The 20,574-nt window shown below is 63.9% G+C and carries 17 protein-coding genes, 1 tRNA gene and 1 pseudogene; 9 read left to right on the forward strand and 10 right to left on the reverse strand.

The window, feature by feature from the left end; translation table 11 throughout:
• The first annotated feature begins 3 nt into the window (after positions 1 to 3).
• Both XH85_RS24295 and XH85_RS48290 read left to right on the forward strand, forming a co-directional pair.
• Positions 4 to 420 (forward strand): PaaI family thioesterase, encoded by a 417-nt coding sequence (locus tag XH85_RS24295; protein ID WP_128933822.1) that lies wholly within the window; start codon positions 4 to 6, stop codon positions 418 to 420.
• Between the two features lie 116 nt (positions 421 to 536).
• Positions 537 to 1,118 carry an FAD-binding oxidoreductase gene (locus XH85_RS48290; RefSeq protein ID WP_476727235.1) on the forward strand — a complete coding sequence of 194 codons (582 nt, stop codon included), beginning with the start codon at positions 537 to 539 and terminating at the stop codon, positions 1,116 to 1,118.
• Here XH85_RS48290 and XH85_RS48295 read toward each other — a convergent pair.
• Positions 1,070 to 1,375 (reverse strand): annotated as a pseudogene (locus XH85_RS48295) (P-loop NTPase fold protein); the annotation flags it as partial. The gene XH85_RS48290 and the pseudogene XH85_RS48295 sit on opposite strands and share 49 nt — an antisense overlap.
• 360 nt (positions 1,376 to 1,735) lie before the next feature.
• On the opposite strand from XH85_RS48295, the gene XH85_RS24310 reads away from it, so the two are divergent.
• On the forward strand, positions 1,736 to 2,869 hold the full coding sequence (locus tag XH85_RS24310; protein WP_128933823.1) for a DUF2235 domain-containing protein: 1,134 nt from the start codon (positions 1,736 to 1,738) through the stop codon (positions 2,867 to 2,869).
• 440 nt (positions 2,870 to 3,309) lie between these two features.
• Here the strand turns inward: XH85_RS24310 and XH85_RS24315 are convergent.
• From XH85_RS24315 to XH85_RS24325, 3 genes are all read right to left on the reverse strand, one after another.
• Positions 3,310 to 3,385, reverse strand: a tRNA-Lys gene (locus tag XH85_RS24315).
• Positions 3,386 to 3,671: 286 nt separating this feature from the next.
• On the reverse strand, positions 3,672 to 6,332 hold the full coding sequence (locus XH85_RS24320; protein WP_128933824.1) for a glycosyltransferase: 2,661 nt from the start codon (positions 6,330 to 6,332) through the stop codon (positions 3,672 to 3,674).
• Positions 6,333 to 6,548: 216 nt separating this feature from the next.
• On the reverse strand, positions 6,549 to 7,136 hold the full coding sequence (locus tag XH85_RS24325) for a beta-1-3, beta-1-6-glucan biosynthesis protein (protein ID WP_128937403.1): 588 nt from the start codon (positions 7,134 to 7,136) through the stop codon (positions 6,549 to 6,551).
• 330 nt (positions 7,137 to 7,466) lie between these two features.
• On the opposite strand from XH85_RS24325, the gene XH85_RS24330 reads away from it, so the two are divergent.
• Positions 7,467 to 9,026, forward strand: a complete 1,560-nt coding sequence (locus tag XH85_RS24330; protein ID WP_164940079.1) for a glycoside hydrolase family 17 protein — start codon at positions 7,467 to 7,469, stop codon at positions 9,024 to 9,026.
• Here XH85_RS24330 and XH85_RS24335 read toward each other — a convergent pair.
• A complete protein-coding gene (locus XH85_RS24335) occupies positions 8,986 to 9,366 on the reverse strand; it encodes a hypothetical protein (RefSeq protein WP_091894442.1) in 381 nt (126 codons plus the stop codon). The two genes, XH85_RS24330 and XH85_RS24335, sit on opposite strands and share 41 nt — an antisense overlap.
• Before the next feature lie 154 nt (positions 9,367 to 9,520).
• Here XH85_RS24335 and XH85_RS45290 point away from each other — a divergent pair, with 154 nt between their 5' ends.
• On the forward strand, positions 9,521 to 9,667 hold the full coding sequence (locus XH85_RS45290; protein WP_164940080.1) for a hypothetical protein: 147 nt from the start codon (positions 9,521 to 9,523) through the stop codon (positions 9,665 to 9,667).
• A 127-nt stretch (positions 9,668 to 9,794) separates the two neighbouring features.
• Here the strand turns inward: XH85_RS45290 and XH85_RS24340 are convergent, their stop codons facing one another.
• Positions 9,795 to 10,052 (reverse strand): hypothetical protein, encoded by a 258-nt coding sequence (locus tag XH85_RS24340; RefSeq protein WP_091894444.1) that lies wholly within the window; start codon positions 10,050 to 10,052, stop codon positions 9,795 to 9,797.
• Positions 10,053 to 10,236: 184 nt separating this feature from the next.
• Positions 10,237 to 11,595, reverse strand: coding sequence for a hypothetical protein (locus XH85_RS24345; protein WP_128933826.1), 1,359 nt, complete (start codon positions 11,593 to 11,595; stop codon positions 10,237 to 10,239).
• A 172-nt stretch (positions 11,596 to 11,767) separates the two neighbouring features.
• Here XH85_RS24345 and glmU point away from each other — a divergent pair, with 172 nt between their 5' ends.
• Positions 11,768 to 13,135 carry a bifunctional UDP-N-acetylglucosamine diphosphorylase/glucosamine-1-phosphate N-acetyltransferase GlmU gene (gene glmU / locus XH85_RS24350; protein WP_128933827.1) on the forward strand — a complete coding sequence of 456 codons (1,368 nt, stop codon included), beginning with the start codon at positions 11,768 to 11,770 and terminating at the stop codon, positions 13,133 to 13,135.
• Between the two features lie 6 nt (positions 13,136 to 13,141).
• Here the strand turns inward: glmU and XH85_RS24355 are convergent, their stop codons facing one another.
• Positions 13,142 to 13,357: a hypothetical protein gene (locus tag XH85_RS24355; RefSeq protein ID WP_128933828.1), complete on the reverse strand. Its 216-nt coding sequence runs from the start codon at positions 13,355 to 13,357 to the stop codon at positions 13,142 to 13,144.
• 218 nt (positions 13,358 to 13,575) lie between these two features.
• Here XH85_RS24355 and glmS point away from each other — a divergent pair, with 218 nt between their 5' ends.
• The 3 genes from glmS (at position 13,576) to XH85_RS24370 (ending at position 17,219) form a co-directional block, all read left to right on the forward strand.
• The gene (gene glmS / locus XH85_RS24360; RefSeq protein WP_128933829.1) at positions 13,576 to 15,402 is read left to right on the forward strand and encodes a glutamine--fructose-6-phosphate transaminase (isomerizing); all 1,827 of its coding nucleotides are present in this window, start codon (positions 13,576 to 13,578) and stop codon (positions 15,400 to 15,402) included.
• A gap of 84 nt (positions 15,403 to 15,486) precedes the next feature.
• On the forward strand, positions 15,487 to 16,260 hold the full coding sequence (locus tag XH85_RS24365; RefSeq protein ID WP_128933830.1) for a DUF502 domain-containing protein: 774 nt from the start codon (positions 15,487 to 15,489) through the stop codon (positions 16,258 to 16,260).
• A gap of 104 nt (positions 16,261 to 16,364) precedes the next feature.
• Positions 16,365 to 17,219: an NAD(P)-dependent oxidoreductase gene (locus XH85_RS24370; protein ID WP_128937404.1), complete on the forward strand. Its 855-nt coding sequence runs from the start codon at positions 16,365 to 16,367 to the stop codon at positions 17,217 to 17,219.
• A 50-nt stretch (positions 17,220 to 17,269) separates the two neighbouring features.
• Here the strand turns inward: XH85_RS24370 and XH85_RS24375 are convergent, their stop codons facing one another.
• Both XH85_RS24375 and recG read right to left on the reverse strand, forming a co-directional pair.
• On the reverse strand, positions 17,270 to 17,698 hold the full coding sequence (locus XH85_RS24375; protein WP_128933831.1) for a DUF1236 domain-containing protein: 429 nt from the start codon (positions 17,696 to 17,698) through the stop codon (positions 17,270 to 17,272).
• 589 nt (positions 17,699 to 18,287) lie between these two features.
• Positions 18,288 to 20,396, reverse strand: a complete 2,109-nt coding sequence (recG, locus tag XH85_RS24385) for an ATP-dependent DNA helicase RecG (RefSeq protein WP_128933832.1) — start codon at positions 20,394 to 20,396, stop codon at positions 18,288 to 18,290.
• Positions 20,397 to 20,574: the final 178 nt, after the last annotated feature.

Here is a 20,574-nt window from a genome sequence, read left to right on the forward strand (position 1 = left end):
TGGATGGACGAGGCGAAAGTTCGGGAACTGGTCGTGGCGGCGATAGGCGACGGCAGTCATGAATTCGGATCGTTCTTCCTGTCGCGTTTCTTCGGGATAACGGTCTTCTACGAAACCGACGCCTGCATCGTTTCCCTCGACGTGAGGCCCTACATGTTCAACCCGCAGGGATCGCTCCATGGCGGCGTGCTGGCGACGGCTCTCGACATCTCGATGGGACATCTGCTCAAGCATCAGTTGGGCGCCGGCGCGACGCTCGAGATTAAGGTCCAGTATTTTGCGCCGGTGCGAAGCGGCCTGGTCACCTGCCGTGCCAGCTTTCTTAAAAAGGGACGCAAGACCTTTTTCCTGCAGTCGTCCGCTCAGAACGGCTCCGGAGAGACGATCGCTCACGCGACCTCGACGTGGAAGCAGCTGTGAACGACGTCGTCTCTAGGTTACGGGAGCTGCTTGGCTCCGATTGCATCACCGACCCGGCGGCGGCGGACGGATACCTCTCGGATTGGCGCGGCGTGCTTCGCGGTAGCGCGGCGTGTGTGCTACGTCCCAGAACGACGAGCCTGCTCTCGCGCAGCGTCCGGATCTGTCAGGAGGCCGGCGTCAACGTCGTTCCTCAAGGCGGCAACACCGGGCTAGTGGGGGGCTCGACGCCGGACGAAACCGGTCTCCAGATTGTCGTCAGTACCGGCGCCATGAAAAAGATCCGGACCGTCGACCCAGTCGACATGTCCGTCACCGCGGAAGCAGGCGCAACGATCGCCGAACTTCAGACCGCGGCGGCGGAGGCGGACGCGCTGTTTCCCTTGTCCTTCGCGTCGGAAGGCACCGCCACGCTAGGTGGCGCGCTGGCGACGAACGCAGGCGGTATTTCTGCCGTACGGTATGGGAGCGCGAGAGATCTTCTGCTCGGGATGGAGGTCGTACTTCCCGACGGCCGGATCTGGAACGGCCTGCGCACGCTCCGGAAGCCGCCGCCTTTCTTGGCAACCTTCAGCCAGTCGACACTTTTCAAGATGCGTTTGACTTCGTCAGCGGCCTTGGTCGTGAGAGAGCGCTTCTCGATGAGGCCGTTCACGACGCCCTCGATCAGCGCGATCTTGGCGTCCTCGAACCCTTGAAACTGCCAGCCGCTGAACTTGAGACAAAGCACGTCGCCATCGTCGGGGAAGGCTTTTTCGACCATCTCCAGCACGCTGGATTTTCCGGCGCCCCAATCGCCGTGGACGCCGATCGTGACCGCGGAATCGACCGTCTCGTCGATCAGCCGGACGATGGTTTTCGCGATCGCCTCGTTGTTGAGGAAATCGACTTTGGTCTCCTGGTCGCTCAGATAGCCGAGCGGTGAACGTTTCGCCGTTGTCATGCAATCCTCCATTGCTCGGGTCCCTTTGCTGCGCGGGTCGCCTTGGTCATCGACAACATCGAGTGCCAAGAGCCCACCAACGAGCAGCGGGGTGTGGGCGCTTCTTCTTCTGCACAGGTGATTTGAGCCACTGCGCTGGCGGCCCTGGAGAAGTTGCGTTCGACTCGATCTCGGACCACAAGCGGGTATAGTAATGGTTGCAATTACTTGGTTCCAAATGCCTAAAATTCAGCGTATCGCCCACATATAGTACCTATAAAAGGGATTTCCGGCAGATATTGCGCCAAATCGCTACAACCATATGTAGAGGGCTCGCGAATCACCGCCGATCCCAAGCTCTACTCGAATTCTCGTTATATTTCAGGGTTTTGCATGAAGAAGCTCGCGATCTACCTCGACGGAACGTTCAATACACTCAACAACAACACGAACGTTTGGCGACTCAAATCGCTAACGGCAGAGACCCCCGACCAGCGCGTCTATTACTCACAGGGGGTCGGCACTATCCGCGGCGAGGTGGTCCGCGGAGGCATTGCCGGCTACGGCATCGACGACGAGATCATCCACGCCTACACGTGGCTGATAGAGAACTTCGACGACGGCGACGAGATCTTCATCTTCGGCTTCAGCCGGGGCGCCTATACGGCCAGGTCGCTGTCGGGACTAATCAGCAAGTGCGGAATTCTGCGGCTGGGCGCGCCGTTGTCCATCGAGCAGCTATACGCCCGGTACCGGCTGTACGTCGCCCCGACCATCAGGTCGCTGCTCGGAAAGACGCCGTCGGCAGACGCTTCAATCGAGGAGAGGTGGCTCACGAAGTATTCGCGGCCAACGAAGATCAAGTTCGTCGGGGTCTGGGACACGGTCGGGTCGATGGGCATCCCCGTCGGCAGCGCCGAAGCCAAGGTCCACAAGTACCGCTTCCTCGACACCCATCTGCGCCTCGACAACGAGTACGCGTTCCATGCGCTGGCGCTCGACGAGCACCGGGCAAACTTCAACGCGACGTTCTGGACGCGGACTGTGAAGACAGGAGAGGCGGGGGCACCCGAGCGCGCTATCGATCGCGTCGAACAGCGCTGGTTCGTCGGCTGCCACGCGAACGTCGGCGGCGGCTACGCGAGCGATCCGCTGTCCCAGCGCCCGCTGGTCTGGCTCATGAACAAGGCCGGCGGGCTCGGTCTCATTTATCGCGAAAACGTTGAGATCGACGTGACGGAAAAGGCGCCAGCGATCAACGATTCCTACAGCGAGTTCGGCAAGGGGTTCTACCACTTGTTCTCGAAGCGCTTCTTCCGCCCAGTTGGCATCCCGCCGGAGACGGGAACCGCGGCGACAACCGCTCGCATCAACGAGACCATCGACGGCTCGGTGTTCGACCGCTGGCGCAGCGACGCCACGTACCGTCCGGCAAATCTGATCGCGTGGGCTGAGGCGAAGAAGGTCGATCCCGCCAAGCTGGTCGGCGCCGTCATGGCGGCCGACCCAGGAGTCGCCGTAAGGTGACGCTGGCACCTCCTATCGCACGGTATGGCACCGTGCGATCCAGCGGACTTAGCTTCCCATACGTTTCGCCTGTGCACCTCCAACGACGAACGCCGGGGGCTCGGGGTCGAACGGCGGACATTGGCTGAGCGCGTCTACGGCGATCACGACCTGCGGCGCGGTGCGTCCTAGGGGCAGGACTCAAAATAGCCGAAAACAGACTCGGATTAGGAGAGAAGGTTCATCAACAACGACGCGCCGCGAAGACGGAGCATCTTTCGCATAAAGTTCATTACGCGAGGTTGGATTTCCCGGGACGGGCTGCTCGTGTTCGAACGAGGCCGCAATACTGAGAACAGGGCACGAACCGGGTTTGCCAACTCGCTATACAAAATTGTCAACTGCTAGGCTACTCGAACGAGCCGGCCGTGACTTAAGGGGCTGACAAGACTTCGGTTATTTGGTGAGCGCGCTGGGGCTCGAACCCAGGACCCCGTGATTAAAAGTCACGTGCTCTACCGGCTGAGCTACGCGCTCCCATGGCCGCTGATGGCTTGAATTCGGACGCCATCGTGTTCGGTCATTTCGAGAAGCATGTCTTGCCGCCACGCTCGACTTGCGTTGCGGGGAAAACCGGCTGTTTCCGGATCATGCTTCCGCGCTGTGTAGGGGGAGTGGCTGCGGAGGTCAATAGTGCGGGTGGCTGCCAAAGTTCATAGCAGGAGCGGGGATTCGCTCGCGCTATCCACCGCTTAGGCCAGGATTCTCAACCCAATTGGCGGCTCGTCATCCACGCCGAAGAGCGAGGATGGCCTGCCGCCCGTCACTTCGCCTCGCGCCGCACCTCGTTCGGCACCGGCTGCGGCGTACCGGGGGTCGGCAGCGCGACCGGTCGCAGGCCGATCAGCTCGGCGGAGCGGATCGCGCTGTCGCGCCAGAACTGGAACGAGTTGATGCGGCTGAGCTCGAGGATCGCGATCGCGACCGCGGCCAGGAACGGCAGGCTTTGCAACACCAGGACGCCGGCGAAGACGTAGATCTCGGTGATCTGCCGGAAGCTGTTGCTGGCGATCAGCACGCCGGCACCGATCACCAGCAGCGCGCCGATCACGGCCTCCCAGAACGCCTGGAACTCGATCGACATCCTGCTAAGGCCGCCCTTGGAGGTGCGGGCGAAGGCGATGTGCTCGGTGATGAGGCCCTGCGCGACCGCGCGCGACACCGTCCATTGCACGCTCATCGCCGCGATCATGGCGCCCAGCATCTGGCCGGGCTTGATCGCGACGCGGGCGCGATACATCGACAGGAAGTGCACCAGCGACACGATGAAGGCGCCGATGATCGGCAGCGTCAGGATCTTGTCGGGGATGGCGATGTCGGCGAAGGCGACGATCGGCACCCAGACGAGGTTGAGCAGCGCCACGACCACGCCGAGGCTTTCGGCGCCCAGCCAGTTCAGCCAGCCGAGGCCATATTCGCGCTTCTGGTCGGGCGTCAGCCGGCTCCGGCCGGGCAGGAATTGCCGCCAGTGCTTCTTCACGATCTGGAGGCCGCCATAGGCCCAGCGGTGACGCTGCTTCTTGAAGGCTTCGTAGGTGTCAGGGAGCAGGCCCTGGCCGTAGCGGTGGTTGGTGTAATGGGTGGTCCAGCCGAGCTCCTGGATCGCAAGGCCGAGATCGCTGTCCTCGCAGATCGTATCCGACGACCAGCCGCCGGCCATGTCCATTGCGGCGCGGCGGATCAGGCACATCGTGCCGTGCACGATCACAGCGTTGAGCTCGTTGCGCTGGACCATGCCGATGTCGAAGAAGCCGGCATATTCGCCGTTCATGATGTAGTGCATGATCGACAGGCCGCCATCGCGATGCTCCTGCGGCGCCTGCACCAGGCCGACGCGCGGATCGGCGAACGCCGGCACGAGGTCCTTCAGCCAGTCGGGATCGACGACATAATCGGCATCGAGGATGCCGATGATCTCGGCATCCGCCGCGGTGCGGTCCATCGCGATGCGCAGCGCGCCGGCCTTGAAGCCCTGCACCTTCTCGGCGTTGATGAACTTGAAGCGTTCACCGAGCGCGCGGCAATGGTCCTGGATCGGTTGCCAGAAGGCGGGATCCGGCGTGTTGTTGATGATGACCACGCATTCGTAGTTCGGATAGTTCAGCCGCGACAGCGCATCGAGCGTCTGCTTGAGCATCTCGACCGGCTCGAAATAAGCGGGGATGTGGATCGAGACCTTCGGGTAGTAATTCTCCGGCACGTTCTCGACCGGCTTGCCCTTCGTGATCAGCCGCTGCGGCGGCCGGCCGAAAGCGACCGCGGCGATCTCGTCGATGCGCGCCATCGCGATGAGTACGAGCGGAACGAGCAGGATCATGCCCAGCGTCAGCGCGAAGGCCGAGCCGAACAGGAAGTAGTGGCCGTTCCAATAGGCGAACACGGTCGCAGCCCAGGCGCCGACGCCGTTGGCGGTGACCGAGAGCAGGAATGCCTGCGCGGCGGTCGGCTGCGACAGCCGCATGATCGGCAATGACAGCAGGATGCCGACCAGCAGCGCGATGCCCATCAGCTTCCAATAGTCGGAATTCTCGACCGGGCCGGTCCAGGCGAATTTCGGCTCGCGATTGGCGTTGAGAATGCCCCAGTAAGGACCGACGCCGCCTTCGAAGAATTTCCAGGGCTGATCGATCGCCTCGACGATGTTGTATTCCATGCCGAGAGCTTCGGCGCGGCTGACGAAGTTGCGCAGGATCAGCGCCTGCTGGAATGGGCCCGGATCGGCGTTGCGCAAATTGTAGCCGGCACTCGGCCAGCCGAACTCGGCGATCACGATGCGCTTGCCGGGAAAGAGATTGCGCAGGAGGTTGTAGCGGTCGACGGCCTGGTCGACCGCCTGGTCCGATCGGAAGTTTTCCCAATAGGGCAGCACGTGCGCGGCGATGAAATCGACGCTGGAGGCAAGGTCCGGAAAATCGCGCCAGATGTTCCAGATCTCGCCCGTCGTGACGGGAACGCGGACCGATCCCTTGACCTTCTTGATCTTGTTGATGAGGTCTTCGACCTTCTGCTCGCCGCGGAAGATCACCTCGTTGCCGACCACGATGCCGATCACGTTGCTGTTCTTGCGGGCGAGCTCGATCGCCGCTTTGATCTCGCGCTCGTTGCGATCCTCGTCCTTGTCGATCCAGGCGCCGACCGTGACCTTGAGGCCGAACTCGGCGGCGATCGGCGGCACCAGTTCGTTGCCTTCCGTCGCGGAGTAGGACCGGATCGCTCGCGTGAGGGTCGAGAGCTTCTTCATGTCCGCGCGAATCTTGTCGGGGTCGACGTTGATGTCGACGACGTGTCCCGGTTCGAACGGCGTATAAGACAGACTCGGGAACAGGCCCTTGAAATCAGGCGCGGGTTCCTTGTCGCGCAGGATTCCCCAGAGGCCGGCGTGGAGCGCGGACACAAGCAACAGAACGGCGGCGACAACGCGCATCGCGGCTAAACCAAAAGGGGCTGAGGTGGCAGGGCAGCGGATCCGACCCCGAGATCCGACCGAGTCCGCGGCAAAGGGAGCATACCTCTGCCGCGCGGTTTCACAACTGTCATGGCCTCATGTCCTTATGAGGGCATGGCCTTTTCGAACGACGCGTGGCAGTGCCAACCGTGTCTATGGCCGATCGTTCCTGAACGACAGCTGAAACGATCGCGGCTATTTCTGGGGCGCGGGCGTTGGGCTTGGCGCAGGCGAGGGGCTGGCGGCCGGCTGGGGAGCTTGCGAAGTGCCCGAAGCCGGCGCTGCGGCTTGCGAGGCGCTCGCCTGCTGCGGCTGGGAGGCCGGGTTGATCCAGCAAGCGTGCACGCGGCTGTCCAGGGTCTCGGCGACCTTGGGGTCGATCTGCCCGCCGAAGCGGGTCAGGCAGCGGAAGGCGGCCTGGATGTGGCCGCCGGGGCAGCCGAAACGGTCGTAGAGGTCGAGATGGCGGAACGCGGTATCGAGATCATCCCGCCACATCAGCCGTACCACGCGCCGGCCGAGCCAGACGCATTCGGGATTGCCGGCGGGGCCGTTGATGACCTGGGCCGCTTCCGCGAATTCGTCGGTGCGGCGCTGGTTCTGGGCGGCGTCCTTGGCGGCGTCGGCGGGTTGGGCGGCGGCCTTGCTCTGGTCGGGGGCGGGCGAGCCGCTCTGGGCGTAGGCGCCGCCGAGACCGGCGAGAACGAGAAGGCAGGAGACTGCCAAGGTGGCGGCGAACTGCCGCAGGACCGCATTTCGTAACTCGAACACCCGTTGCCGCATGAATTCCCCAATATGTCCGCTGACCGTCCGCATCCCGACCTCGCGGACGCGCCGGTGATGGCGTCCAAATGGGTCTCCAATGCGGCGGAAAAGTCCTTGGGAGTCCATGACCTGTATTTGGAATTTTGTCCAGCAAAGTCACGATGCTAGGCCCCCGGTCGAACGGCCGCAGCCAAAATCCGCGGGGGGAGGAACTGATCCACACCCGGGCACCCCCTTGGCAGACGGCGTGCAAGCAGGTAATCGACGGGCCCTTCGCGGAGGACGGAACCGATTTCTCTTCGTACGCCACTGGCGCTTCTGCTCGTTTCACTGGGTGCGATTGCTGCCGTGTGGTGGTGGTTGGCGACGCCGATCACGCTCGCGCGCGCCCCGATCGATCCCGCCGAGAAGGTCCAATGCGTCTCCTACGCACCGTTCCGCGGCGAGCAGTCGCCGCTGGACGCGTGGACTCATATCGACGCCGACCAGATCGAGCAGGACCTGCGCCAGCTCAAGCAGATCACCGATTGCGTCCGCACCTATTCGATGGAGAACGGGCTCGACCAGGTGCCGGCGATCGCCGCCAAGGTCGGTGGGCTGAAAGTACTCCAGGGCATCTGGCTCTCCAGCAACCGCGCCAAGAATTTCGAGCAGGCCGCGCTCGCGGTTCGCCTCACCAAGGAATTCCCGTCCATCATCACCGCGTTGATCGTCGGCAACGAGGTGCTGCTCCGCGGCGAGATGACCACGGCCGACCTCGTCTCCATCATCCGCTCGGTCAAGGCGCAGGTCAGCGTGCCCGTCACCTATGCCGACGTCTGGGAGTACTGGCTGAAGAACCGCGAGGTCTATGACGCCATCGACTTCGTCACGATCCATATCCTGCCCTATTGGGAGGATTTCCCGGTGCGCGCGAAATTCGCAGCAAGCCATGTCGAGGCGATCCGCGAGCGCATGGCGGTGGCGTTTCCGGGCAAGGAGATCCTGATCGGCGAAACCGGCTGGCCGAGCGAGGGGCGCATGCGCGACGGCGCGCTGCCGTCGCGCACCAACCAGGCGCGCGTCGTCTCGGAAATCCTGAGCCTTGCGAAGGCGCAGAAGTTCCGCGTCAACCTGATCGAGTCCTATGACCAGCCGTGGAAGCGCAAGCTGGAAGGCACCGTCGGCGGCTATTGGGGTCTGTATGACTCGGTGCGCCGGAGCCTGAAATATCCGCCGGGCGAGCCGATCAGCAATTTCCCGTACTGGAAATGGTACATGGGCGCCGGCATGGTCCTCAGCGTGCTGGTGTTCGCGGTTGCCGGCCTCACGCTGCGCCGGCGGCCCTGGACGCCGCGCTTCTCGGCCTGGCTCGGCGTCGGCATCTCGGCGACGACGGCGGGCATCCTGCTCGGGATCGGCGCCGACAAGATGTATTACGAGAGCTACGGCATCGGTGGCTGGCTGCTCTGGGGCGCGCTGTTGCTCGCCGGCATTCTGTCGCCGATCTTCTGCGCGCAGGCGATGGTGATCGGCCGCAGCTTGCCGACCTTCCTCGATCTGCTCGGCCCGCGCGAGGGCCGGAAATGGTCGAAGCTCACCGCCGTGCTCGGCCTGACGCTGGCCGTGACGGCGGTGATCGCGGCGCAGACCGCGCTCGGTTTCGTGTTCGACCCGCGCTACAAGGATTTTCCTTACGCCGCGCTGACGATGGCAGTGGTGCCGTTCGCGCTCTTGATGTTGAACCGGCCGCAGATCGGCCAGCGTCCGATCGCGGAGGCGGTGTTCGCAGGCGTGCTGGCGCTGTCGGCCGTCTATGTGCTCTTCAACGAGGGCCGCGAGAATTGGCAGTCGCTGTGGACCTGCGCGATCTACCTTTTGTTTGCGCTCACGCTGTGGCGGGCGCGGGCCGAGCAAATCCAAGAATGAACAGGCCGATCGCAAGGCCCGACAGCACGACATTGTAGAGCACGATGCCGAGCCCGGCGGCGATGACGCCGACGGTGAGCAGCACGATCGACGGCCGCATCAGGTTCAGCGTCGCAACCACCAGCGCGACGATGCCGAACACCGAATTCTTGAACAGCACGGTCGAGACCGAGCGCGCCTTGCAGATCAGCGTCTGAAGTCCGGCATCGCAGGCGAGCGCGACTTGCGACAGCTCGATCGCGAGGTAGCGCAGATAGAGCGCATAGCCGACGGAAACGAAGCCGACGACGATCAGGAACTGCACCTGGTAGGGCGTGAGGCGGAAGGGCTTTTTTCTCATAGGGGCAATATGGTCGGGATGGCGCGGGCAGGCAACAGGCCAGGCGATGTTTCTGTTGGTTTGGCTCGCCCAGGCAGCCTTTGGGAACACGCGAGGGGCGGGCTGAGTTGTGAATGTTATGACGTCCAACGCATGTTGCCCTCAAGGAGTGAGCATGGACAAGCCAACTCAGGAGCAGCTGAACGAGCTCAAGAGGTTGAGCAAGGAGGCGCGGGTGGAGGATTGGTCGGAAATCGTCCAGTCCAGGGATGAAGCGGAGATGCGCATTCGGGATCTGAAGGAAAAGTCGCGCATCGAGTAAATCATTGCGTGCGCAAAGAGCCATCAAATTCGACCTTGCGTCTTCCGGCTCTGTTTCCAAATGCAGACCGGCGCCTGATCCTTTGATCAGGCGCCGGTTATCGAAGTTACAAAGGCGAGGCGCAGCCTCACTTCTTCTTGGTGCTCGAGCCCGTCGTGTTCTGCATCTTCTGTCCGGGCGCGCTTTCCGAGTGGCCCGGTCCCGCGGTGGTATTGGTCTGGTGACCGGGCGCGTATTCGGAAGCGCCGGGAGCTGTCGAAGGCTTCGTCGTGTTCTGCATCTGCTGACCGGGCGCGTTGCTCGAAGCGCCCGGCGATTTCGTCGTTTGCGCGAGCGCCGAGGATGCCGCCAGAACGACGGCCGTCGCGATGATCAATTTCTTCACGTGTACTTCTCCTTGGTCATGGACGCGGGCACGAGCGATGTCGCGCGTCGGCCGCTCCGGTTCAGGACCGGGATAACTTGGCGGTCGGTGGCTGGTTTCGGTGGCGGACCGAAATTTAAGTCCATCTCCGCGCGCAGGAACACGACGGCATTCACCGCGCGTTCAGGTGGAAGCAGATTCTGACCTACCGCCGGAAGAACGACGACAGCGTCGATCCCGCAGACGCTGATGCCGTCTCCGGCTTCGCCGGTGCCGGCTGGGCCGCGGGTGCAGGCGCGGGCTCCTCATGCTTTGACGAGCGCTTCGAGGAGTAGCTGCGGCGGCGCTGCGGCTTCTCGGGCTTGGCGCTGGGCGCGGGCGCGGCTTCGGCTTGCGGTACCGCGTCCTGGTTGTTCTCGGAGCTCTTCTCCTGAACCCTGTCCTGAGTCTTTTCTTGTCTCTTGTCTTGCGCCTTTTCTTGGCCGCCGCGCATCGACAGGCGCTGGCCATCGAACACGGTGGTCTCGCAATGGCGATCGTTCTCGGTGAGGCCGGCGCAGAGTTTTGCGGCGGCGGCGGCGTTGATCAGGGGACCGGCACCCAAGCGGAGCTGCATGCCGAGGCCGGTGGCGCCCTCCTTGATCATGATGATCGGCCGCAGTGCGCCGACTTCCGGATTGGATTTGGTCACGCCGCGCCAGAGTGCGCGCAGGCCGTCGATCGAGTTGGCGCCGCCGAGGTCGATTGCAAAGCGCGTCTGCTGGACTGCGATCGCGGGGGCTTCGGTCTCGGCTGCCTCCGGCGGCTTCGTTACTGCCGCGACGACCTCGGTTGGAGCTGCAGCCGGCTCGGCCTTCTTCTCGGCGGCCTTCTCAGCTGCCTCGGGCTGAATCAGTTTGGACGCGGCCGGATCCGGCGGCGCCATGATCGACTTGGACGGCACCAGCGGAATGGTCGGCGACTGCTGCACGAGCGAGGCGGCAGCCGCGGTCTGCGGCGGTGGGCTCGAGGGCTCCTTCACAGGCTCCTTGTGAGTATCCTTCTGATTATCCTTGGCGGCTTCAGCGCGCGGCTTCTCGCTCGCCGGAGCTGGCGTCGAGGCGACCGGCGCGACGCTGGGAGCTGCGGTCGCTGGCGCGACATCCTGCGGCTTGGCGCCTTGCGGCGGCGCGGCGCTCTGCTTGGCGATGGCACCGGTGACGGAATCGAGGCCCTGCTCCAGCACCGTGACGCGCGAATAGAGCCGGTCGCGATCGCCGTTCAGCGTCTCGATGGCGGCGGCGAGCCGGCGAGCCTCGTTCTGGCTCTCCTTGGTCAGCATCTGGAGCCGGTCGGCCTGGCGCGCGAGATCGGCGGAGGCGACCTGGTCGCGCCGCCAGCTGAGCTGGGCCTGATTGGCCATCACGGCGATGACGACGGCCCCCACGGCCGCGACGCCCCACGAGCCCAGCCGCCACATCATGCGCCGGTCGAATGCGCTTTCCTCGGCCAAAAGTCCGGAGAACAGCCCGCCGGTCTCCTTGGTGCCGAAGGCATCCGCCAGTGGGTCGGAATCCTTTGCCATGAACGTTAAGTGCCCAGCCCTGTCCGGCTTCCCCGAATCAATCAGGGAACATTAACAGGAAATACGCCCCGCACTTGAATTCCGGGCGTTTGCGGGGGTAGCAAGGCGATGGCATCAGGGCGGCCTGCCGTCCGCCGCACCAATTGATTCGGCCGTATCTGACAGGATTTCGATGACCGCCCGTTCCAGCCTCACGATCGTGCTCGCCGCCGGCGAAGGCACGCGCATGCGATCGAGCCTGCCGAAAGTGCTGCATCCCGTCGCACATCAGACGCTGCTCGCCCATGTGCTCGCCGCCGCGCCAAAGGGAACCGGCACGTCGCTCGCAGTCGTGATCGGTCCCCATCATCAGGCGGTCGCGGAGGAAGCGAGGCGCAGCCGCCCCGATGCGCTCACCTTCGTGCAAGCCGAGCGGCTCGGCACCGCGCATGCGGCGCTGGCGGCGCGCGAGGCGATTGCACGGGGCGTCGACGATCTCTTGATCGCATTCGGCGACACGCCGCTGATCTCGGCCGAAACCTTCGCGCGGCTGCGCGAACCGCTCGCCAGGGGCGCCGCGATCGCCGGGCTCGGTTTTCGCGCCGCCGATCCTTCGGGCTATGGCCGCTTCATCGTCGAGGGTGACCGCCTGGCCGCGATCCGCGAAGAGGCCGATGCCAGTGAAGCGGAGCGCAAGATCGATCTGTGCAACGCCGGCCTGATGGCGATCGACGGTCGCCGCGCGCTCGAAATTCTCGGGCAGATCGGCAATGCCAATTCCAAGAGCGAATATTATCTGACGGACGCAGTCGGCATCGTCCGCGAAAAGGGATGGGAGTCGGTCGTGATCGAGACCAGTGAAGACGAAGTGCGTGGCATCAACACCAAGGCGCAACTCGCCGAAGCGGAAAGCGTGATGCAGGCGCGCTTACGCAAAGCGGCGATGGAGGCCGGCGTCACGCTGGTCGCGCCGGAGACGGTGTTCCTGTCCGCCGACACCGTGTTCGGCAAGGACGTGACCATCGAGCCGTTCGTGGTCATCGGCCCGGGCATCTCGATCGCCGACGGCGCGGTGATCCATTCCTTCTCGCACATCGTGCAGAGTTCGATTGGCAAGAACGCATCTGTCGGTCCGTTCTCGCGCATGAGGCCGGGCAGCTCGCTCGGCGAAGGTGCCAAGATCGGCAACTTCGTGGAGACCAAGGCCGCGACGCTCGAGGCGGGAGCGAAGGCCAATCATCTCGCCTACATCGGCGATGCGATCGTCGGCGCCAAGTCCAACATCGGTGCAGGCACCATCACCTGCAACTACGACGGCTTTGGGAAGCACAAGACGGTGATCGGGCAGGGTGCGTTCGTGGGCACCAACTCCTCGCTGGTCGCCCCCGTCAAAATCGGCAACGGCGCCTATATCGGCTCCGGCTCGGTGATCACCCGCGATGTGCCCGACGATGCGATGGCGCTGGAGCGCAACCAGCAGACCATCCGGGAAGGCGGTGCTGCGCGCTATCGCGAGATGAAGACGGGCGGCAAGACTCTCGAAAAGAAGCCGGAGAAGTGAGCGAGGCTATTCGTCCGCGAATTCGGAGAAGATCGCGCGGGTCAGGCGCCAGCCGCGCGGCTTGGCGCGCTTGGCCGGCTCGCCGTCGGGATGCTTGATGAAGAGGGGCTTGTTTTCCTTGCCCCGCAGGGGCGGCGGCCAATGCGCAAGGTGCGTGCCCGAGGTCTCGCTGGCGCGCAGATACATCGACGACAGGCCTTTGCGGTCGGATGAGCTTCTCATGGCCGTCTCTCCTGGGCGGGAATCGTTGGCCAAACATGTTGACAGTGAGTTAACGTGCGGGGTTAAAGGCCGGCCAAATCGACGCAGGCGAGGCTCGGTGTGATCTGGCGCTGTCTCAATCAGCAATAATTATTGAGTATCTGGTTCCGTAGGAGTTTCGCTAAAACCGACCGCGTCGTTTAGGCGATTTTTCGGCGATTTGGGGGATAGTGATCCGCATGTGCGGGATTGTCGGCATTCTCGGGCGCGAGCCGGTTGCAGAGCAATTGGTGGATTCGCTCAAACGTCTCGAATATCGCGGCTACGATTCCGCGGGCGTCGCCACACTCGAGGGCAAGCATCTGGAGCGCCGCCGCGCCGAGGGCAAGCTGAAGAACCTGGAGAAGCGGCTCGAGGCGGAGCCGTTGAAGGGCACCACCGGCATCGGTCACACCCGCTGGGCCACCCACGGCAAGCCGACCGTCAACAACGCCCATCCGCACGCGACCGAGCGCGTCGCCGTGGTCCACAACGGCATCATCGAGAATTTCCGCGAGCTGCGCGAGGAACTCGAGACGAAGGGCACGGTGTTCCACACCGAGACCGACACCGAGATCGTGGTGCACCTCGTCGACGATCTGCTCGCGCGCGGCAACAAGCCGGTCGAGGCCGTCAAGCTGACGCTGGCGCGCTTACGCGGCGCCTTCGCCCTCGGCTTCATCTTCGCCGGCGACGACGACCTCATGATCGGCGCCCGCAACGGCCCGCCGCTCGCGATCGGCTATGGCGACGGCGAGATGTATCTCGGCTCCGACGCCATCGCGCTCGGCCCCTTCACCGAGACGATCAGCTATCTCGAGGACGGCGACTGGGTCGTGCTCACCCGCAACAGCGCAACGATCTTCGACAAGGACGGCCACGCCGTCCAGCGCGACAAGATCAGGCACGCGGCCTCGACCTCGCTGGTCGACAAGGCCAACTACCGCCACTTCATGGCGAAGGAGATCCACGAGCAGCCGGAAGTCGTCGGTCACACGCTCGCGCGTTATGTCGATATGGCGACCGAGCGCGTCTCCCTGCCGGTCAAGCTGCCATTCGACTTCAGGACCATCCAGCGCATCAACATCACGGCCTGCGGCACGGCGAGCTATGCCGGCTTCGTTGCAAAGTACTGGTTCGAGCGTTTTGCGCGCGTGCCGGTCGAGGTCGACGTCGCCTCCGAATTCCGCTACCGCGAAGCGCCCCTGCGCAAGGGTGATCTCGCCATCTTCATCTCGCAGTCCGGCGAGACCGCAGACACGCTGGCGGCGCTGCGCTATGCCAAGGCCGGGGGCGTGCACACGGTCGCCGTCGTCAACGTGGCGACCTCGACGATCGCGCGCGAAAGCGAGACCGTGCTGCAAACGCTGGCGGGACCCGAGATCGGTGTCGCCTCGACCAAGGCCTTCACCTGCCAGCTGATGGTGCTCGCAAATCTTGCAATTGCGGCCGGCAAGGCCCGCGGCGAATTGTCAGACGAGGATGAGACCAGGCTCGTCCATGGCCTCGTCGAGATCCCGCGCTTGATGTCGGATGCGCTCACCACCGAGGTTGAGATCGAGCGTCTGGCGCGCGAGATCGCAAAGTCGCGCGACGTGCTCTATCTTGGCCGCGGCACCAGTTTTCCACTGGCGCTCGAAGGCGCGCTGAAGCTGAAGGAGATATCCTACATCCACGCCGAAGGGTACGCTGCCGGCGAGCTGAAGCACGGACCCATCGCGCTGATCGACGAGACCATGCCCGTCGTCGTCATTGCGCCCTACGACCGGGTGTTCGAAAAGACCGTCTCGAACATGCAGGAGGTCGCCGCCCGCGGCGGCAAAATCATTCTGATGACCGATGCCAAGGGCGCGGAGGAGGCGACGGTCGATTCTCTCGTCACCATCGTGATGCCCGACATGGCGGGGGCGTTCACGCCGATGGTCTATGCCGTTCCTGTGCAGCTGCTCGCCTATCACACGGCCGTGGTGATGGGCACCGACGTGGACCAGCCGCGCAACCTCGCGAAATCGGTGACCGTGGAATAGGCACAAGGGATATCGGTTGGTCGCAGCCTTCCAAAACCTGCTAGAAGACCCTAGCTTGTGTGCTGCGACCGATCTGGAACCCGAATGACCCCCCGCGACGACGCGCCTGCGCCTCTTGATCCCGTCCCGGAACCGCATACCGGCCTAATGGGCCGTTTTCGCAATTATTTCCTGACCGGCCTCGTCGTGACGGGGCCGATCGCGATCACGCTTTATCTGGTCTGGTGGTTCGTCACCTGGGTCGACGGCGTGGTGCGACCGTTCGTGCCGCTGGCCTATCGACCCGAAACCTATCTTCCCTATGGTGTTCCCGGCTGGGGACTGATTGTCGCATTCTTCACGCTGACGCTGGTCGGCTTCCTCGCGGCCAACCTGATCGGCCGGACGCTGGTCGACGTCGGCGAGACCTTTCTCGGCCGGATTCCGGCGGTGCGCGCGATCTATCGCGGCCTCAAGCAGGTGTTCGAGACACTGTTCTCGGGCAAGGGTTCGAGCTTCCGGAAAGTGGGCCTGGTCGAGTTTCCGTCGCCCGGCATGTGGTCGATCGTGCTGATCTCGCAATCGCCGAACGAGGACATTGCGCGCAACCTGCCGGGACAGGAGGAGCACGTCTCGGTGTTCCTGCCGTGCTCGCCGAACCCGACCACCGGCTTCTTCTTCTATGTCCCGAAGAGCAAGATCATCGAGGTCGACCTCAGCGCCGAGGATGCCGCGACATTGATCATGTCGGCCGGCGTGGTGCAGCCGGGCTCGGCGCCAGATCCGAAGAGGGCCGCCGCGCTCGCGGGCGTGGCGAACGCCGCACGCATCGCCAACGCGTCTGCGCTCCAACCCCAGCAGCCTGCGAAAGTGGAGTAGGGCCATTCCCGCGCGGGATGGCCGCGTTCACGCAGGCGTTCGCGTCCTCTGCTAGTCTCCGGTCGAATTGAGCGTCTCGTTCGGAATTCGACCTGGAGTGCATGATGTCCAAAACCATTGCGATCCTCGCGCCCGGTGCCATGGGCAGCGCCGTGGCTCGCCGCCTCAGCGAGAATGGCGCACGGGTGCTGACGTCACTGAAGGGGCGGAGCGAGGCGACGCTGAAACGGGCGGCGGACGCCGGCATGATCGGCGCCGAGGACGACGCGCTCGCCGAAGCCGACATCATCCTCTCGATCGTGCCGCCGGGCGAAGCCGTGGCGCTGGCTGAACGGCTGGCCGCGCTGATCGTCCGACGCGAGAAGAAGCCGGTCGTGGTCGACTGCAACGCCGTCAGTGTCGACACCGTGCAAAGGATCGAGGAGATCATCGGCTCGGCGCAGGCGCCTTTCGTCGATGCCGGCATCATCGGCTTTCCGCCGCAGCGTGGTGGCAAGAGCCCGGCCTTCTACATGTCCGGCGAGCACGCCAAGGACGTCGCCGTGCTGAAAGAGCTGGGCCTCGACGTGCGGATCGTCGAAGGCCCGGTCGGCGCAGCCTCTGCACTCAAGATGTCCTACGCCGGCATCGTCAAGGGCCTCGCCGGCATCGGCTCGGCCATGGTGGTCGCGGCCACGAAAGCGGGCGCGGCCGACGCGCTGCGCGACGAGCTCGCGCTCAGCCAGCCTGCAATTCTGGCGCGCCTCGAAGTGGCGCTGCCGGACATGATCCCGAAGGCGTATCGCTGGGTCGCCGAGATGCGGGAGATTTCGGGATTCTTGGGTCCGGATCATCCGGCCAGCCAGATCTATGAAGGCTTTGCGAAGTGGTTCGAGCATCTCGCCGAGGATGCCAAGGGGAAGGCGATGGATGCCGCGCTGATGAAGGCGTTCGCGGCGAATGTCCCGAAGAAGGACTAAAATCTACCTGCATGCCCGATCTGTCGAATGTCTTGCGCCAAGACCTTGGGCTAAGACAGTGGTTGCGTCTCCGAGAACATATCGACAATCTTGTTGGTCATGCCGTCCACGATCAGCACCTGATCCTTCATCTTGACGTACATATAATCGCGCAGCTCTGGCAATTGCGTGAGCACCTGTGCTGGCAGTCCTTGAGCCTTTACGCCTTTTGGAAGTGTTGCGCCAACGGCAGGGGTAAAGTCCTTGGCTGGCTGGGTGGTCTTCAGCCGGAATTGGATATCGTTATGCTCGGTCAGCACGGTCTTGCGGATCTGCTCGCGCTTCGCGTTGGTGAGGCTGAGTTTCGGCAGGGACGGATGTTGCGATATCGTTGTGCCGTCGCTCAATTCAACCGCACCTTGCCCACCCGGTTGCGCGAGCGATATTGCGGGCGCGCCGAGTAAGATCGCGAGCGCGGCGATGGTGGTGGGAGCCCTCATGGTCTGCTCCTTCCTGTCTGCGCCGCCCTTGAGCGATTAACGGGCCGATCGTGCGTTCCGTTCCGCGGCGGGGCCCGACGAGCGCGCCTTTGCCTGTCCTACGGGTAATCATGCCCCGGGATCAGGCTACGGCAAGAGTTCCGTGCGTGCGCTCAAGGCAGGCAATGACGGGAATGTACCATCTTGCCCGAGCATCGCTTTCCCGGAGGCATTGCGCCGGCGACGGATCAGCGTGGATGACCCCATATGCGCCAATGGGTAGGCTGAATGTCGGCGTGCGTTTTGCCCGATCGATCGACCCAATTGGATCCATCCTTGTGACAGGGAAAGGGAAGCGAGTGGACGATACCATCAAAGTCCAGCGCGCAGATTTCGAGATCCCCGTCTAAGGGAGCCGTCGAAGTGGACTGCCATTCGGTGGAGATGAACTGCATGATCTACCTCCAGCAGGGATGTGGGGACAGTTCCAATATACCTTTAGCACGAGTGATCCGTCCCTGAATGTGAGCCAGTTCGCAATGAAACAAGGAAAACCTTACCCTTCATTGGGGCAATTGCATTGTCCTTGCCTCGGGCGCACGAGAACGCTTCAGCCCGCACCGATCAACGGGATCGCTTCGTCCCGTTCGTACAGATAGAGCAGGCACCGCAGCGCTTCGCCGCGCTCGCCCTTCAGCTTCGGATCGTCCTTTAGGATGCGCAGCGCCTCGTCGCGGGCCTGGGCGATGAGCTGGCCGTGCACCTCCGGGCGCGCGATGCGGTAGCCAGGCAGGCCGCTCTGGCGCACGCCCAACACATCGCCTTCGCCGCGCAGCTTCAGGTCCTCCTCGGCGATGCGGAAGCCGTCGGTGGTCTCACGGATCACTTTCAGCCGTGCCTTCGACATCTCCCCAAGCGGCTCGCCATAGAGCAGAATGCAGGTCGAGGCTTCCGAGCCACGTCCGATGCGGCCGCGCAGCTGGTGCAGCTGGGCGAGGCCAAAGCGCTCGGCATTCTCGATCACCATGATGGTCGCGGCCGGCACGTCGACGCCGACCTCGACCACGGTGGTCGCTACGAGCAGGCCAATCTCGTGGGCGGCGAACTGGCCCATCACACGGTCCTTTTCCGTGCCTTTCATCTGGCCGTGCACGAGGCCGACACGCTCGCCGAAGTGCTTTTGCAGGCTCTCGAACCGTTTGGTCGCATTGGTCAGATGCTCGGTGCCTTCGGCCTCGGATTCTTCGACCAGTGGGCAGATCCAGTAGACCAGCTTACCCGATTGCAGCGCGCGGCCGACACCGTCCATGACCTCGCTGATGCGGCTCATCGGCACAGCGCGGGTGTCGATCGGCTGGCGGCCGGCAGGCTTTTCGCGCAGCTCGGAGATGTCCATGTCGCCGAAATAGGTGAGCACCAGCGTGCGCGGGATCGGCGTTGCGCTGAGCACCAGGACATCGACGGATTCGCCCTTCGACGTCAGCGCGAGGCGCTCGCGCACGCCAAAACGGTGCTGCTCGTCGACGATGGCAAGCGCGAGATCATGGAAGATCACGTCATCCTGGATCAGCGCATGGGTGCCGACGAGCAGGTCGATCTCGCCGGCTTCAAGCTGCGCCAACAGCTCGCGCCGCTCCTTGCCCTTTTCGCGGCCGGTGAGGATCGCGACCCGCATGCCGGCGCGCTCGGCGAGCGGGGCGATGGTCTTGATGTGCTGGCGCGCCAGGATTTCGGTCGGAGCCATCAGCGCGGCCTGCTTGCCGACTTCGGCAACCGCCGCGGCAGCGAGCAGCGCCACCACCGTCTTGCCGGAGCCGACGTCGCCCTGGAGCAGGCGCAGCATGCGCACGGGCTGTTTCAGGTCCTCGGCGATGGCCGCGGCAGCGCTGCGTTGCGAGGGCGTCAGCGCATAGGGCAGGGCGTCGATGATCTTGTTGCGCAGGTGTCCGTCGCCGGCATTGCGCACGCCGGCGGGGCGGCGCAATTGCGCGCGGATCAGGGCGAGCGCGAGCTGACCGGCCAAGAGTTCATCGAAAGCGAGGCGCGACCAGAACGGCTGGTCCGGCAGGATGTCCGTGAGCTCGATCGGCTGATGCACGCGATTGAGCGCATCGGCAATTGGCGGGAAGTGGCAGCGACGCATCACCTCCGGGCTGATCCATTCGGGCAAGGCCGGCAGCTTTTGCAGCGCCTGCGCGATCGCACGGCGCAGCGAGCCGAGCGCGAGGCCCTCGGTCAGCGGATAGACCGGATCGATGCCGGAGAGCTTTGCAATCGCCTCCTCGTCAAGCACGCGATCGGGATGCACGATCTGCGGGATGCCGTCATACATCTGCAGCGTGCCGGAGACGTAACGCTTCGCGCCCATCGGCAACAGCTTCTCGACATAGCCGGGCTTGGCGCGGAAGAACGTCAGCACGACGTCCCCGGTGTCATCGCTGGCATAGACGAGATATGGCGCGCGCGCGTTGCGCGGCGGGGGCGGACGATGGCGATCGACGGTGACCTCCAGTGTCACGATGGTTCCCTGGACGGCGTCGCGGATTTTTGGCCGGGCCCGGCGGTCGATGACCTGGCTCGGCAGATGCAGCAGCAGGTCGACCAGCCGCGGCGTCTCGTTGCGGCTGAGCAGGTATTGCAACAGCTTGTCCTGCTTCGGACCGACGCCGGACAGGCTGGTCACGGGAGCAAACAGCGGATTGAGCAGGCTGGGGCGCATTCGTGGAATCTAAGATCGTTCCTCGCCGTCATGCCCGGCTTTATGCCTGGCATCCACGTCTTTTTTTCGGAGCCCGACTGACGATGACGCACCGGATGGGCGAACTGTCACAACAAAGGGCTGACACGGCCGGTCCGAGTGGCTATATCCACCCCGCCCGGCACGTCCGGGCTTTCTG

Source organism: Bradyrhizobium zhanjiangense (genome assembly GCF_004114935.1).
Classification (GTDB): Bacteria; Pseudomonadota; Alphaproteobacteria; order Rhizobiales; family Xanthobacteraceae; genus Bradyrhizobium; species Bradyrhizobium zhanjiangense.

Bases quoted from the DNA above. Each gene is read 5' to 3' on its own strand.
- XH85_RS24295 (WP_128933822.1), top strand. From the start codon at position 4: ATGGACGAGGCGAAAGTTCGGGAACTGGTCGTGGCGGCGATAGGCGAC.
- XH85_RS24310 (WP_128933823.1), top strand. From the start codon at position 1,736: ATGAAGAAGCTCGCGATCTACCTCGACGGAACGTTCAATACACTCAAC.
- XH85_RS24320 (WP_128933824.1), bottom strand. From the start codon at position 6,332: ATGCGCGTTGTCGCCGCCGTTCTGTTGCTTGTGTCCGCGCTCCACGCC.
- XH85_RS24325 (WP_128937403.1), bottom strand. From the start codon at position 7,136: ATGCGGCAACGGGTGTTCGAGTTACGAAATGCGGTCCTGCGGCAGTTC.
- XH85_RS24335 (WP_091894442.1), bottom strand. From the start codon at position 9,366: ATGAGAAAAAAGCCCTTCCGCCTCACGCCCTACCAGGTGCAGTTCCTG.
- XH85_RS45290 (WP_164940080.1), top strand. From the start codon at position 9,521: ATGGACAAGCCAACTCAGGAGCAGCTGAACGAGCTCAAGAGGTTGAGC.
- XH85_RS24345 (WP_128933826.1), bottom strand. From the start codon at position 11,595: ATGGCAAAGGATTCCGACCCACTGGCGGATGCCTTCGGCACCAAGGAG.
- glmU (WP_128933827.1), top strand. From the start codon at position 11,768: ATGACCGCCCGTTCCAGCCTCACGATCGTGCTCGCCGCCGGCGAAGGC.
- XH85_RS24355 (WP_128933828.1), bottom strand. From the start codon at position 13,357: ATGAGAAGCTCATCCGACCGCAAAGGCCTGTCGTCGATGTATCTGCGC.
- glmS (WP_128933829.1), top strand. From the start codon at position 13,576: ATGTGCGGGATTGTCGGCATTCTCGGGCGCGAGCCGGTTGCAGAGCAA.
- XH85_RS24365 (WP_128933830.1), top strand. From the start codon at position 15,487: ATGACCCCCCGCGACGACGCGCCTGCGCCTCTTGATCCCGTCCCGGAA.
- XH85_RS24370 (WP_128937404.1), top strand. From the start codon at position 16,365: ATGTCCAAAACCATTGCGATCCTCGCGCCCGGTGCCATGGGCAGCGCC.
- XH85_RS24375 (WP_128933831.1), bottom strand. From the start codon at position 17,698: ATGAGGGCTCCCACCACCATCGCCGCGCTCGCGATCTTACTCGGCGCG.
- recG (WP_128933832.1), bottom strand. From the start codon at position 20,396: ATGCGCCCCAGCCTGCTCAATCCGCTGTTTGCTCCCGTGACCAGCCTG.